Genomic DNA, 14,433 nt, shown 5'->3' with positions numbered 1-14,433 from the left:
ACACGGAAAGGATGGAGTCTCAAGATATATGTGTGGGAAGACGTTGTCCCTAATCCCTTATCCCTGCTTCCGTGTATTCAGTGTCTTCTGTGGTTACTTTATTTTCTTTATCTTCCGTGGTTCCACCCAGTACGTGGTTTATTAGCGTTCTTTGGAAGATGGAGTCGCGATGGCTTGATAGTATGCGCGGATTGCGGCATCGAACTCGGGGTCGAAGGTTTCCCTCGTCCCCTCGAGAACTTGCTCTGCCTTTTGGGTACGCAATCGTCCCCAGTCCCGATTCTTTCCTTTCACAGTACTCGGTAGGAAGTAATCCTCCGAACGATCCGGTATGGAAGGGTTGAGCCCGCGTTGAGGCATCTTGCTCGCGCGCTGATCTCGAAGATACGTTTGACCAATCGGATTTCGCTGGGCTTGCATCTGCCTCTGTTGGCTCATTTCGGACGCAAGAGACTGCGCCATGGACGTTGCGGCTGACTGGAGGGCGGATGCCATGCTCCCTTTGTGATTTCGAACTTGATTGGCATCCGAATTGGCATCCAATCTGGAGACGTCCTGCACCGCCGATTCGTTGGAATCCCCTGTCTCCGCGGGCGCCATCGGGCCGTTTTGAGCTCGATCCAATTGGTCCAAGAGTCGTGCCATCTCGACCCCTCGCTGTTGGGCTTCCGCTGACGCGGAGGCGACTTGCTGGCCACCTGAAGAAGGGCCGCTTTGAGAGGCTGGCCCCGAGTCGGTCGGTGTGCTTCCACTGGACTTCTGGCTACCCGAGGAACGGGGGGCTCCTGTCGGGGCATTGGACGCATCCGACTGGTTTGTATCGGATGGTGCATCTGTTGGTTTCGACGTTTCGTTGGAGTTGGAGCTTTCCTGTGACCGAGCCAGCGATTCTTGCAAGACCGCGGCTTGCTCCCTCAAAGCTTGCTCTGCTTTGGACAATGCCATGTTCGAGTCGGTGGTTTCCGGCCTCGCAATCGCCGGGCTATTTTTCTGTGTTCGCGTCGTATCGCTTTGTTCTTGCTGTGCCGCCTGATGAGCGGCCCGCTGAAGCGATGACTCCGCTGGTTTCAACGTCTCGGTGTCGATGGCTTCGACTGCCGCCGCTTGCCCTTGTAGCGACTGACTCGCCGATGGATTGCCGAGGCGTTCCTCGTGCCGAGCGCCTCGTTCCAAGTCCTTGGCTACTTGGGAAACATTTTCGCGGGTTCGCTCCTGCTCCAACGCTGCTTGCTCCAACGTGCTCGATGGGGTCTTCGGTTCTGGCAAGGATCGGGCATCCGAAGTGAGTTCACCAGCCCTTTGTTCTAACTGCTGCAAAAGCTGAGAAGCCTGCTCGAGTTGCTCTTCAATCAAAGCCCCATACGGGTTTGGGGTATTGAGCGAATTCTTCGCTCTCTCATCCAGCCCTCGCGCCCGATTCTCTAGATTCGACACGATCTGTTGAGTCCATCTCGAGGTTTCTTGATTGCGCTCCAACGACTCACGCAGGGCTTCCAAACTCCCTTCGGACCGTTTCTGTTGCTCTGCCAAGCTCCCGTTTGTGGGATTCTTTGCCGCTTGCTCGACCGTCTTTTGCAATTGCTCCTGCTGTCGAGCGACATCCTTTTCTAACCGTTTGGATTCGTTGTCAACGCGTCCAAGCTGGTCTTTCCATTGCTTGACCAATCGATTGGCTTCCGCGCGAACGTCGTTGCGAATGGAGTTTTGTGCGTTGCCTGCTTCGGTGACGCGATTGAGACGTTTTTGTTCATCTCTCTCCACCCTTTGCGAACCCAGCTCCCTCGCTTGATCCTTCAAGTTCGATACCGCTTTCTTTCCTTCGGCGAATGCGTTCCGGAGCTCTTGCGACTTCGATTCGATTTCGTCGCTCGACGATCTGGAATTGACTTGCCTGGCAGATTGAAGCGATGTTCGAAGTGAATCGATCTGCTGACGCATTTCCATTCGCAGCTCGTCGTAGGATTTCTTAGCCGAAGGAATGCGGTAGGTCAGTTGCTCCCCTTTTTCAAGCAAGGTCTTGGCGAGCCGATCCGCTTCATCCATGATCGCTTGCAATTCGGTGACTTTGCGCGCTTTCTGAGCGGCGAGCTGAAGATCTTGATTCTCCAATTGCAACTGAAGTTCCTTTTCTTTTGTGGCTGCGCGCTGGAGTTCTTGAATGGCATTGGTCGCAGCGGCTTTGGCAATCTCGGAAAGCTCCCGTTGCATGGCTGGATTGTTCGGCAGCTCTCTCTCCAATTCCTGGAGAAGAGCGCGCGGGTCGGCAGAAGCAAGCTTTTGCAATTGATCGGCGCGTTCGTAAGCATCCTCTCGCGATGCTCGCGAATCCAGTGCCTGGCTGTCCATCGATGAGGCGAGGTCAGCCTCCAAACTTTCATCGAAGGATGGCAAGTTGTCCTTCGCTTGAGTCGCGTCAGGATCTTGGGGGGAAAAATGCTTTGCGATGGTCTCCATGGCCTTCGCGGCATTGGATTGATCCGCAATGGCCTGTTCCGTCGAGGCCTCCTCCTCGGTGGTCATCGCCGCATCGAGCGACTCGTTCAAGCGATCCATGACCCTTTCCACCAACTCGGCCGCTTGATCCGAATCTTTCGCCAGTGCCATCTGATCGGGCTGAAGAAGATTTTGTTGGGAGGCCATTTCCGACAGGGCTTGCCGCAACTCTTCTGCATCCTCGTTCAAGTTCTCTCGTTCTGCTTCGATTTGCTCTCGATCGTTGTTCGTTTGAGAGTCCCCTTTTTCTCGCGATTCCTTTTGTGTTTCGGTGGCCTTTTTCAGTTGTCGAGCGGATTGAGCTGCTTTCTCAGCAAGCTCCGAGACGGTGGGTGCAAAACGTCGCAGTGTCTCTCTCGCCTCCTCGAATACCGGCTCCATTTCCCGATCGCAGCCATGGAGATAAGCGATCCAAGCATCCAAATGAGGGGCTATGGTAGCGAACGGAGCCAATGGCTCGTTCATGCGTTGATAAAGCTTCTCGTTGGCGGTCGTGTAGTCCGGCTGCCATAACACCGCTTGAAGACGGTCCAGTACCTTGTTATCGATTCGGCCCGTTTCTCGCAGTCGACGGTGTGCATTCTCTAACCCCTTCGCAATCGCCCCCAACGTGGGAGCGGCGTAGGCCAAAGCCTCGAACGGGTCATCGGCATACCGCTCCGAAACGGCGAGAGCCGATAAGGATTGCTGAGCATCGTGGAACTCGTGAGCACCTTCCAATACGCGAATCGCTTGGGAGACGAGTTCAAGATTCCTTCGAGTCGATTCACGGTCGCTCGGACTTTCAAACCACTGCGATATCAGGGCTCTCCACGCGCGCGAGGCGAGTCCTAAATCGGCTGAAAAAGCGGTGTCCTGTGACTTCCGGAGTTGGTGAGTCGAACGCTGGAGCAGCAACCTTTCCGCGGAAGATTCGCCTACCATCCGCCATTCCATTTCGACAATCTTCATGCTCTCCGCCAAGCTTGCGGTCGATGTGCTTGGGTTCTTTGCGAGACTATCGTGCGCCCGAAGCTTCTGCAGGAGGGATTCGAGCGAGTGGAAAACAGGTTGCCGCTTTCCCATGATCAGCTCGTGGCGGGCGGCTTGCGATTGATGCGGAATGTTGTCGTATCGGAACATCCAGCTTCGATCGCGAAGTTCGTTCGAGTCGGTGCGGATTCGCTCGCTTATTTTGCTCAGCTCCGCTCCTCCCTGAAGTGGTTCCAATGTATCTCGATTGCTTTGTCTCGAATCCTCCATCCACTTTTGCCAATCTGCCAGTCCGTCTGCCGTGCCGCGTGGCAGCTCCGCTAGATAGCGACCGATGCGTTCCTTGGCATCGATCCAAACTTGGTCCGCGATCATCTGGGATCGCTTCCATTGCGGCAGAGTCCAATTATCGGATCCGCGACTGTTTTTCTTCTGAAGGTTTGCGAGCTCCTGCATGTCGACCGTCAGCGTGGACAGCATCTCAAATGCCGCACCGACCTGCGCCACATGAGCAAGGTGCCGCGAGACGTCCTGCACGATCCGGACCGCATGGATCGCCTGTTGCATTCGCTCTCGCTCTGATTCGGGTCGATTCGAGGCCTCTCCTGATTTTTGTTGCTCCCTCGCAATGGCAAACGCGAAGTCGATACGGGGTAAATGTTCGCTAGTAAGTGTCTGTGCCGCTTGTGCCATCCACTCCAGATCGCGTTGATCGATGCCTCGTTCAAGGGAAGGAAGTTCCTCCTCCACGATTTGGAGAATCCCCTGCAGGGAAGCGCGAGCTTGCTGGCCCCAGTCGCTCATTTCTTGCAAAGTCTGGAGTCGATCTGCCGCGGCGGTATCCGGCTGGCCTGATGCCTTATCGGATGGTTCCAGCTTTTTGGTCCATTCGTCGATCTGTTTGGAGGACGCTTCGATGGTATTCTTCAACGCCAAAAGGGGCTTGGCGATTCGCATTCGACTCTTGAGCACGTCGTATCTTTTCGGATCATGCGATTCTGAGGTGATGGCATACCGCAACAACGACGAGTACGAGGTTTGTTCCGCCCTATCGACGGAAACCAGTCTCAATTGCAGCGTATCTCCCGCTTTGGCTTGGCAGGTCATGGGGTCCCAATCCCATTCCAGCAAGGCTTTTCTTCTCGATCCGTTATTGTCTTCCCACTCTATCGAAGGCGGCGGGCAAGCCGCATTGTAGGCACACGTCTTCCATGCTTCGTCGTTCAGAGAGTACTCCAGAACAATCGACTGCACCTCCAAGTTGTCCGTTACTTGGGCGGCAAGACTGATTGGGATCTCCAATGTCGTGAGCCAGGTTTGATCTGGAAGTGGTGGTTCCTGCCACAGGGTTCTATCTGTTGGGAACCACTGGATCTCGCTCGCTGGATCGGCAATCGCATCGATTCGATATCGGGTGCTAAGGGTATTTCGAAGCGATTCCCCTTCGAAACGCGTCTTGGAGTCGAGTTGCAATTGGTATTTGGCGGATCGATCTGCTTTCCAATCAAAGGTCCATTCCCGATCCTCTGAACCTCGAGCCATTTTCCTTTCGACCTGCTCTCCCGTCTCAAGGTCTTCGATGGTGACGGTGGCTCTCTCCAAGGGTTGGTCGACAGCGATGCGAAGTTCAACGCTGCTGCCGGCCATGACCTGCAAGTCCCCTTGCTCTTGGTCGATCGATCGTCTTTCCAATCCCGAGTAGATTGGTGGAGTCACGCTCCCTTGGAAGCGAACGGGGTGGGGACGCAGAAGCGGAACGAGGGTCCTCCAAGAAGAGGCAGCGTCATCGATCACGGCACGGTATCGAATCGGCTGCTCACCGATCGGGACTTTGGCGATGAATACATCACTCGTGCTCGCATCTGGTTTGAGAGCAACGGAAAAGAAACGATTGTCCGGTGCACTAGATTGTTCGGATGCGTGAAACTCGATGACCGCCTTTTCAGGGTTCGTCGTTTGATTCTTGAGCGAGCGGGCTCTGACGGCGATTTCGATAATCTGCTGCGAGGGTGCTTCAAAGCGTTCAACGGTCGGGGAGAGGAACTCGATCCGCCAAGAGCGAGGGATGTTCACATCCAGAAATGGGAGGGCGACGCGCAGCCATCGTTGCTGAAACTGAAGGTTTGGAAAGAGTGAAAGGCTAAAGGCGGTTAGGCCCAAGAGGAGGAGCGCAAGTGTAGGTTGTTGTAATTGTCTCCATGGGATGAGCGAGTTCCAGTCCACCTGTCTCAGCTCGCGAAGGGCTGCATACTTTGTTTGGTGGATAAAATCGGGGGAGAATCCTCTCGATGCGATGGTTGGGGTGTCGAAATCGACGCTCGCGATGAGCTTCTCTTGGAAGTGAGGGTGCCGTTGCTCCATCTCGCGAGCACGGTCTACCAACGAGCTAGACGAAAGCACCTCGGACAAACCAGCTCGCCACGCTATACCGATCGCAAGGAGCCAGAGTGCGATGGCAAGCGTGATTCGGACCCAAGGCTCAAGCCACAAGAATCCGTCGAGCAAAATGGAAAGCATCCAACCGATAGCGAGAACCAGTCCGAGGGCGATCGATGCGCGCGCGATCGACCATCGGAGACGCATTCTCGAAAAGCGTTTCACCGAGCTCCGAATCGATGCGGCTATCGGATCCGAGTTCGAATCGTTGCGAACTTCGGATGGGGACGCAGGGACGCGCCCAGTCGGTGTAGCGATTCCTTGGCTCATGGGTTTCTCAACCGGTGATGAGTTTCTTTTGGAATCGACCTTCGTTGATCGTGGGACGTTCGATTCGACCCTTGTGGTCGTACGTCAGTTTCATGTTGTCCAATCCGAGCAACCAAAGGATGGACGCGTGGATATCGTGAACGTGCATTTTGTCCTCGATCGCATAGAGTCCGAGTTCATCGGTTGCTCCAATCGTTTGCCCTCCCTTCACGCCGCCCCCTGCCATCCAAATCGTGAATCCGGTTGGGTTGTGATCGCGACCATTTCCCTTTTCGCTCATAGGGGTCCGGCCAAATTCGCCCCCCCAAATCACGAGCGTGTCGTCCAGGAGTCCTCGCTGCTTGAGATCTTTGAGCAGTCCGGCTACTGGTTTATCCATTGACCGACAAAGGTTCGAATGGTTCTTCTCGATATCCGAGTGCGAATCCCATTTGCTTCCGGTGCCGCTGTAGAGCTGGACAAAGCGGACTCCTCGCTCGACCAATCGTCGGGCTAGCAAGCAGTTGCGTCCAAAGGATTGCGTTTCCTTTTGGTCCAAACCGTAGAGCTGTTGAGTCTCCTCGGTTTCTTGAGAGAGGTCCAGCGCTTCGGGAGCTTCTGCTTGCATGCGAAACGCCAGTTCGTAGCTGCGGATCCGGGCTTCCAATTCCGATTGCTGTGGATGCAGCGAGGCATACGACTCGTTGAATTGTTTCAGCAGTTGGAGTTTGGATTCCAGACGGCTGCCATTTTGATCTTCAGGTGTTCGCAAATTGGGAATCGGTTCGGCGTCTCCACCTTGAATGCGAACGCCTTGGTAGGAAGCCGGCATGAAGCCACTTCCCCAATTGCGAGGACCGTTGACAGGTCGACCGGCGTTATCGCACAGAACGACGAAGGCGGGCAAGTTCTCGTTTTCCGTTCCGAGCCCAAAGTTGACCCATGAACCAAGCGAAGGGCGCCCAGCGAAGTTCAAGCAGGTGTTCATTTGGCAAACACCTCCGGCATGATTGATACCGTTGGTCCAACAGGACCGGATCACAGCGATGTCATCGAGGCATTCACCGATGTGGGGGATCCAGTCGGATGCGTAGAGCCCGCTCTCTCCGTATTGTTTCCACTGGCGAGGGGATGCGAGGAGGGGTGCACCCTTTTCTCCCATCGCGGTGATGGGTTCGCGGAAGCTGCTCGGTAGTGGCTTCCCTCCCAGATCGTTGAGCAAGGGTTTCGGATCGAGCAGATCCAAATGGCTAGGTCCACCCTCCATGAACAACCAGATCACTCGCTTGGCCTTTGGAGGGTGGTGGATTTCGGCAATCGCTTTCTCGTTCGAAAGCATCCAGTGGAGCGCGATACCTCCGAACCCCATCCCAGCATTTTGAAGCCATTGTCGGCGATTGACTTGGAAAGTATCCATGGGAGCCTTTGGCTGCGGTTACTCGAGGTAAAGAAACTGATTCGAATTGAATAAGATATGGCAGAGATCTGAGAATTTGTCCGGGTCGAATTGAGGTCCCTCTTCCCCCGTGGTGATCTGCAAATATTGCCTTGCTCGCTCCCGATCTGCATCGGAGGGATCGACGCCCCAGCTCCAGCGAAACGCGAGATGGATGGCGTTCTCGGGGTCGGAAGATTCCTCTCGAACCCGTTTTGCTAGTCGTTCGGCTCGGTCGCGTGCGTATTTGCCATTGAGCAACAACAGCGACTGCGTCGGCGTGGTGGTATTATCCCGGACCGAAACGCTTTGCAAACCGTTGGCGACATCGAAACCGTGCAGGAAGGTATCGTTCTGGTTGCGGAAGCTCTTCAGGTAAAGAGATCGACGAGGTTTATCTTCCGTGACGCTGGGGCCACCGGTTTCGCTGGATAGTTCACCGGTTGCTACGAGCATCGCATCCCGAATCTGTTCCGCTTGCAACCGTCGCACCCTCGCTCGCCACAGGAGTCGCTCGTTCGGATCGATGGTTTGCTGGGCTGACGCATCGGGATGCCGCGCCGATTGCTGCCAAGTAGCCGAAAGAAGAATCTGCTTGTGCAGCCATTTGAACGACCAACCGTTCTCGATGGTCTGGGTGGTCAGCCAATCCAGCAATTCGGGGTGGGTCGGTTCGTCCCCCAATCGTCCGAAGTCGCTAGGGGTACCCACGATTCCTTGTCCGAAGTGTTGCTGCCAGATCCGATTGACGATGACGCGATTGGTCAGTGGGTTCTTGGGATCCGCGACCCATTTCGCGAAAGCCGTTCGCCGACCCGTTGATCCCTTCCGAACATCGGACACAGCGGTAGGAGCTGGGAGCCCATGTCCCTCCGATAGGACCTCAAGGAATCCTGGAGCGACCGGTTCCCGTTTGGAGTCTTCAGGAATGACAGTTGGTGCAACCAACCCGTCGAAGTCGGAGACGGTCATGGCTTCGGGCAAGGGCTCTGGTTTCAGATGATCAAAAGCGGCCAACTCCTTCATCAGAGCATCCCTCTTTTCGACATCTTCCTTTTTCATGCCCTTGTAGGGGCCGCCAGCCTCTTCCAGATATTGGCGCGAGACCAAGTAAGCCATCTGTTCTTGCCACGAAGTCCTTTCTGTCCGTGGCATATGAAAGCAAGCTTGGATGTCGAGCGGAAACTTGTCGACGGTCGAAAGCCACTTCTTTTTCTCATAGGGCTCTAGCAACGCTCGCAATTGGGATTGGATCGGTGCAGTTTCTTGTTCCCAACGCGCGAGCTTTTCCTGGTACTCGTTCTTTTGCTGTTCGGTGGCTGCGACGAGATCATCGCGCCAGCAGATTGGCTCCAGAATGGCGCGAAGCTTGAAATAGTCTTTTTGTGGGATGGGATCGAATTTGTGTTGATGGCATCGGGCGCAGGAAACGCTCATACCCAAGAACACATCCCCGACGACATCGGTCATCTCGTTCATGATGTCGTTCCATTGCCCGCGCGCATCCCGTTGGTTGTATTCGTAGACGCCCAATCGAAGGAAACCTGCGGCGATGAGGCCATCCGGATGATCCGTCGGGGACTCGTCCCCTGCCAACTGATCGAGAACGAACTGGGGATAAGGCAGATCTTGGTTGAATGCGTTGACGACATAGTCGCGATACCTCCAAATGGCAGGGCGATACGCGTCGAGATTCCAGCCATCGGATTCGGAGTAGCGAACCAAATCGAGCCAGAAGCGAGCCCAATGCTCCCCGTAGCGTGGATCTTCTAGCAGTCGATCGACGACTTGCTCGATCGCCGTCTCGGAGCCATCGGCCAAAAACGCGTCCACTTCGGCTGGGGTCGGCGGAAGCCCGATCAAATCGAAGTAGAGTCGCCGCAGCAGAACGGCTCGGTCGGCCATCGGGGCTGGGCTTAATTTGTTCTCTCGCAATTTTTGCCAAACGAAGCGATCGACAGGCGATTTTGACCAAGCGTCGTCGGGATCGATTGGCAGGTCGGGTTGGCGAAGGGGCTGGAAGGCCCACCACTGACGATCTCCTTCGGTAATCGCCCCTTCGCTCTTGCGGATCAATTTCGAGTTCTCGGGCCAATGGGCACCATTGGCGATCCATCGCTCGATGTGCAAGATTTGTTTGCTAGCGAGCTTGCCGGTTGGCGGCATTTCCGACCCGCGGTAGTGAATGGCATCGACCAAGATGCTTTCCTCGGGTTTGCCAGGGACGATCGCCGGGCCGCTGTCTCCACCTTTTAGGAAGCCATCCAAACTGTCGAGCCGAAGGCCTCCCTCCTGCTTGGACTCCCCGTGGCATTGGATGCATTGGCCGGCCAGCACGGGGCGGACTTCGCGTTCGAACTGGGCCATTCGCTCCGTGGCTCTCGAATCCACTTCTGGGTCCACGGCAGCAGCCGGGGTAGCTGCGGCAGCCGGGGCTGCAGTGCCAGACGGGGTAGCAGTGCCAGACGGGGTAGCAGTGCCAGACGGGGTAGCAGTGCCAGACGGCGCAGCTGGCTGGGCGATCAAAAGCGTGGGATAAACGCCAAAAGAGAACATTGCCCCTGCAAGCAACAGCAGTCGTCGTGATGGTGAAAGCATGGCAAGACCGCGGAAGACGGCAAGAGATGGGGAGGGGGGAGGAGCGGACAGCTCAATCTCTATTGTAGCCAAGATGCTCTCGCAACGCCAAGCTCAGCCTCATTTTCGAGGGGTTAGCGATGGCTGGAAACGGCCGGTGGGGTATTATCAGGGTATCGCTTGCCACTCGTCTTTGCCGGAGATCCCATGTCGACCGAATCCACGCCTCGCAGCACCGTCAGTGTCTCCCCACAGGCAGCAAGGCCGGTGGCGGTCGTCGATATCGGTGCGACCAGCGTTCGGATGGCCATTGCGGAAATCGATTCGATGGCCAATGTTCGGATCTTGGAAGAGATCAGCCAAGTTGTGTCGCTCGGGCATGATACTTTCTCGACGCAAAAGATCAGTCGCAAAAGCATCGAAGAGTGCGCGGTTGTCCTCCGGAGCTGCCGCCGATTGATGCGGGAGTATGGCATCACCCGACCGGACCAGATGCGAGTCGTTGCGACTAGCGCCGTTCGGGAGGCGACGAACCGATTGGCCTTCATCGACCGCATGTACATCGCCACCGGTTTTGAAGTCGAATCGCTCGACGAGGCCGAAGTCAACCGAATTACCTACATGGGTGTCCAGCCCTTGCTCCAGAGCACCGCGCAGCTGGCATCGGTCAAAACGGTCGTGGTGGAGGTGGGAAGCGGGAGCACCGAGATCTTGGTCGTCCGCGGAGGCAACGTCCTCTTTTCCAATACCTATCGATTGGGTTCGCTTCGCCTGCTCGAGCAAGTCGACCGACTCAATACTTCCATCGCCAAGCAGCGAACCATTATCGAATCGCAGGTGCATCGGTTTGTTCATCAAATCTATGAACATGTCGACTCCGACCGACAAATCCAGATGGTTGCGTTGGGTGGGGACATGCGATTGGCTGCAAACAATTTGAACTGCTCGTCACTCGGGCAAGAGTTGCGGAGCGTGTCGCTGACGGACCTGACTGAATTCGCTCGGATGGTTGGGACGCTTCGCGAAGAGGATTTGGTCGCTCGTTTTGATTTGAGCTATGCCGATGCAGAGACCTTGTGGCCTTCGTTGGTTAGCTATATTCACTTGGCCAGAGAGTTTGAGGTGCCGGAGATTCACGTTGCCGAAACCAATTTGCGGGATGGTCTCCTGAGCGATCTTGCGGTCCGAGATGCTTGGACGGCAGAATTCCGGAATCAAATCATTCGGTCTGCGATCAATCTTGGTCGCAAGATGTCGTTTGATGAGACTCATGCGAGGCATGTCGCGACCCTTTCTCGGAAACTATTCGCGGATCTTGCCGAAGAGCACCAGCTCGATCAGCGGATGGAATTGATCCTCTATTTGGCTGCGTTGTTGCATGAAATCGGGATGTTTATCAATGCGAGGAGTCATCACAAGCATGCGATGTACATCATTCGGAACAGCGAATTGTTCGGATTGTCCGTAAAGGATTTGCTCCTAGTCGCCTTGATCGTTCGATACCATCGGCGTTCTTCGCCTCAACCCGATCACGAGGGTTACGCCACGTTGGACCGCAGCGATCGCGTCGCCGTTGCGAAGCTAGCTGCCATATTGCGATTGGCTATCGCCCTGGATGAGTCGCGATCTCAACGCATCAATAACATTCGTTGCAAACGGGATGGCGATCGGCTGATCATCACGACGCATGGGATCGAAGACGTTTCATTGGAGCAACTCACCGTTCGGCATTCGGGCGAGTTGTTCGAGGAGGTGTTCGGAATGAGCGTCTTTCTACGAAGCGATCCAGGTTAAGTCTTTTCATGGTACTTCTGCCGCTGATCGCCGTTTTGTTGCTCATCGGAATCGCGACAGGTTCAAGCTGGTTTGCGTTGGTGACCAGCGCCATGCTAACGGCATTCTATTTGGCGAAAACGTTTTCCGAGAAGTGGGCCGAAAGCGTCCAGGTAGAGCGAACGCTTTCGACACACGAGACGGAAATCGGCGATCGAGTACGAGTGGGCTTGAAGCTCACCAATCGAAGCGGTTGGCTGATACCATGGATGCTCATCGAGGATCTCTTGCCCAAGAGAGCGATGTCTCCACCGACCAGCGGACTGCAATTGGGGGGAACGACGACCAAGCTCCTTCGCTTGGGAGGCAAGCAGCAGCGCATTCACACGTATGATCTTCTTACGTTGAGACGAGGCTTTTATCGGATCGGCCCGACCTTGGTCGAAACCGGCGATCTGCTAGGTTTGCATCGAAAGCATCGCATCCTCGCCGAAAGCGACTACCTGTTGGTCCTCCCGAAACTCGTCCCCTTGGAAGGACTGGAAATTGCCACCCGTCGTCCCATGGGAGAGATGCGTGTGCATGACCGGATTCTCGAAGACCCAACGCAGATGGTCGGCATTCGAGCGTATCGAGCAGGAGATCCACTGAATCGGGTGCATTGGAAAGCGACCGCGAGAACGGGGACCCTTCATTCTCGAGTATTCCAACCCACGTCGATGCAAGGAGCGATGCTCGTTCTCGATATGCATCGCGACTCGAATCCGGACCGGCATGAACCTGTTCGGACCGATCTCGCGGTGACGATGGCGGCTTCGATCGCCCACGCGCTTTACCGCATGAACCAGCCCTTTGGCCTGATTACCAATGGCCGAGATGCTGCTCAACGCTATTCCTTTCAAGACGCGAGCGGAAGCTTTACCGACCGAGCTGCAATCCAGTCCGCAGCCAGTTCGGAGCGCAAGCTCGATCGACTTCGGCCGATCGTTCATCCGGCGGGGACAGGCCCGGAATTGTTTCTCGAACTGCATCGCACGCTCGCTAGGCTGGAACGAACCGACGGTCTACGACTGGAAGATTTGATCGCCGAGACCGAAAGCCGCATGGCGCGGCATCTGGCAATGGTCTTTGTCTTGCAAGGGGTCGATGAATCGATGGCCCTATCGCTCGGGTTGTTACGGAAACGGGGGTTCAGCGTCTCGGTCATCCTCAATCGCCATCCGCTCGACTCGGTCGAGGATGCTGCGGCGATGCTTGTCGCACAGAGGCTACCCCTCTATCTTTTGCCGAGCGAAGAATCCATTCCATCCGTTTGCACAAATCTACTCCTCATGCGATGATCCGAAGCATGAGTTCTTTAGCATCTAATCCCGAAACACCGCTTATCGAAGGGATCCGTCCCCTCCAAATCGGCAATGTCTCCATCGGCTTTCCGGTCGTGCAAGCGGCGTTGAGCGGCTACAGCGATTGGGCGATGCGCGTCATCGCGCGCCGCATGGGTGCTTCGTATTCTCTTTGCGAGGTCATGCTCGACCAATTTTTGGTGGGGCTGAAGGATCGAAAGAGGACTCAGCATTTTCTCTACAACACCCCGGAGGAACATCCGGTGGCTGGACAGTTGATGGGAGCCGAGCCGGAGCAGTTTTCGCTGGGTGCTCAAAAGCTTGTAGAAGCCGGTTTCGCATTGATCGATATCAACTTTGGATGCCCGGTTCGCAAGGTGTTAGGGCGTTGCCGAGGGGGATTCCATTTGAGTCAGCCTGAGGTCGCGCTGGAGATCGTCAAGCGAACGCGCGACATCGTTCCTGCATCGATCCCAGTCACCATCAAGATGCGGCGCGGGATCGACGACACCGCAGAGAGTCGAGATCGGTTTTACGAGATTCTGGACGGTGCATTCGCATATGGGATTGCCGCGATCACGGTGCATGGACGGACGGTGGAACAACGATATATCGGACCGAGCCGTTGGGAGTTTCTTCGAGAAGTCAAACGGCATGTCGGCAATCGCATTATCCTCGGGAGCGGCGATTTGTTTAGCGCGCGCGATTGCCTGCGCATGATGCAAGAGACCGATGTGGACGGAGTGACCGTCGCCCGCGGATGCATCGGCAATCCGTGGATTTTCCAGCAGGCACGAGCGTTGTTTGCGGGACAACCGATCCCTCCCCCGCCCAGTTTGTTCGAGCAGAGGGAGGTGATTCTCGAACACTTCCGCCTCGCGGAAGAGCTTTACGGAGAAGATCGGGCCGGAGTTCCGATGCGCAAATTCGGGATCAAATACTCTCAATTGCATCCAGAGAACCTCGCCGTGCGAACTGAATTCGCACGGGTCAAGAATCTAAGCGAATGGAAGAGCGTTCTGGAGAAATGGTACTCGGAGGATCTGCCTGGGATCTACCCGCAGTATGCCGAGTTGGAGAGTGAGTGCGAGTAGCCGGATGCTTGCTAACAAACCGCATCCCCACCGCATCAAGCTCGCGCCCTCTCCGGGTTGG

Annotated in this window: 6 protein-coding genes; 3 read left to right on the top strand and 3 right to left on the bottom strand. The window is 55.7% G+C overall.

Features of this window, described 5'->3' with window-relative positions; all coding sequences use genetic code 11:
- Nucleotides 1–141: 141 nt before the first annotated feature.
- Genes SH467x_RS07430 through SH467x_RS07420 form a run of 3 tightly spaced genes read right to left on the bottom strand, consistent with a single transcriptional unit; the run spans nucleotide 142 to nucleotide 10,255 of the window.
- On the bottom strand, nucleotides 142–6,171 hold the full coding sequence (locus SH467x_RS07430) for a hypothetical protein (RefSeq protein WP_482370643.1): 6,030 nt from the start codon (nucleotides 6,169–6,171) through the stop codon (nucleotides 142–144).
- Between the two features lie 7 nt (nucleotides 6,172–6,178).
- The gene (locus SH467x_RS07425; RefSeq protein ID WP_482370642.1) at nucleotides 6,179–7,567 is read right to left on the bottom strand and encodes a DUF1501 domain-containing protein; all 1,389 of its coding nucleotides are present in this window, start codon (nucleotides 7,565–7,567) and stop codon (nucleotides 6,179–6,181) included.
- Nucleotides 7,568–7,585: 18 nt separating this feature from the next.
- Nucleotides 7,586–10,255, bottom strand: a complete 2,670-nt coding sequence (locus SH467x_RS07420; RefSeq protein ID WP_482370641.1) for a PSD1 and planctomycete cytochrome C domain-containing protein — start codon at nucleotides 10,253–10,255, stop codon at nucleotides 7,586–7,588.
- 114 nt (nucleotides 10,256–10,369) lie between these two features.
- On the opposite strand from SH467x_RS07420, the gene SH467x_RS07415 reads away from it, so the two are divergent.
- The 3 genes from SH467x_RS07415 to SH467x_RS07405 are packed head-to-tail and all read left to right on the top strand — an operon-like array spanning nucleotide 10,370 to nucleotide 14,372.
- Nucleotides 10,370–11,956: a Ppx/GppA phosphatase family protein gene (locus SH467x_RS07415; protein ID WP_482370640.1), complete on the top strand. Its 1,587-nt coding sequence runs from the start codon at nucleotides 10,370–10,372 to the stop codon at nucleotides 11,954–11,956.
- Between the two features lie 8 nt (nucleotides 11,957–11,964).
- On the top strand, nucleotides 11,965–13,275 hold the full coding sequence (locus tag SH467x_RS07410) for a DUF58 domain-containing protein (protein ID WP_482370639.1): 1,311 nt from the start codon (nucleotides 11,965–11,967) through the stop codon (nucleotides 13,273–13,275).
- A gap of 8 nt (nucleotides 13,276–13,283) precedes the next feature.
- The gene (locus SH467x_RS07405) at nucleotides 13,284–14,372 is read left to right on the top strand and encodes a tRNA dihydrouridine synthase (RefSeq protein WP_482370638.1); all 1,089 of its coding nucleotides are present in this window, start codon (nucleotides 13,284–13,286) and stop codon (nucleotides 14,370–14,372) included.
- Nucleotides 14,373–14,433: the final 61 nt, after the last annotated feature.

The sequence above is a fragment of the Brakhagea slesvicensis genome, assembly GCF_052161625.1.
Classification (GTDB): domain Bacteria; phylum Planctomycetota; class Planctomycetia; order Pirellulales; family Pirellulaceae; genus JBKCUI01.
This window is presented reverse-complemented; position numbering and strand designations above follow the sequence as displayed.

Bases quoted from the DNA above. Each gene is read 5' to 3' on its own strand.
- SH467x_RS07410 (WP_482370639.1), top strand. From the start codon at position 11,965: ATGGTACTTCTGCCGCTGATCGCCGTTTTGTTGCTCATCGGAATCGCG.
- SH467x_RS07415 (WP_482370640.1), top strand. From the start codon at position 10,370: ATGTCGACCGAATCCACGCCTCGCAGCACCGTCAGTGTCTCCCCACAG.
- SH467x_RS07405 (WP_482370638.1), top strand. From the start codon at position 13,284: ATGAGTTCTTTAGCATCTAATCCCGAAACACCGCTTATCGAAGGGATC.
- SH467x_RS07430 (WP_482370643.1), bottom strand. From the start codon at position 6,171: ATGAGCCAAGGAATCGCTACACCGACTGGGCGCGTCCCTGCGTCCCCA.
- SH467x_RS07425 (WP_482370642.1), bottom strand. From the start codon at position 7,567: ATGGATACTTTCCAAGTCAATCGCCGACAATGGCTTCAAAATGCTGGG.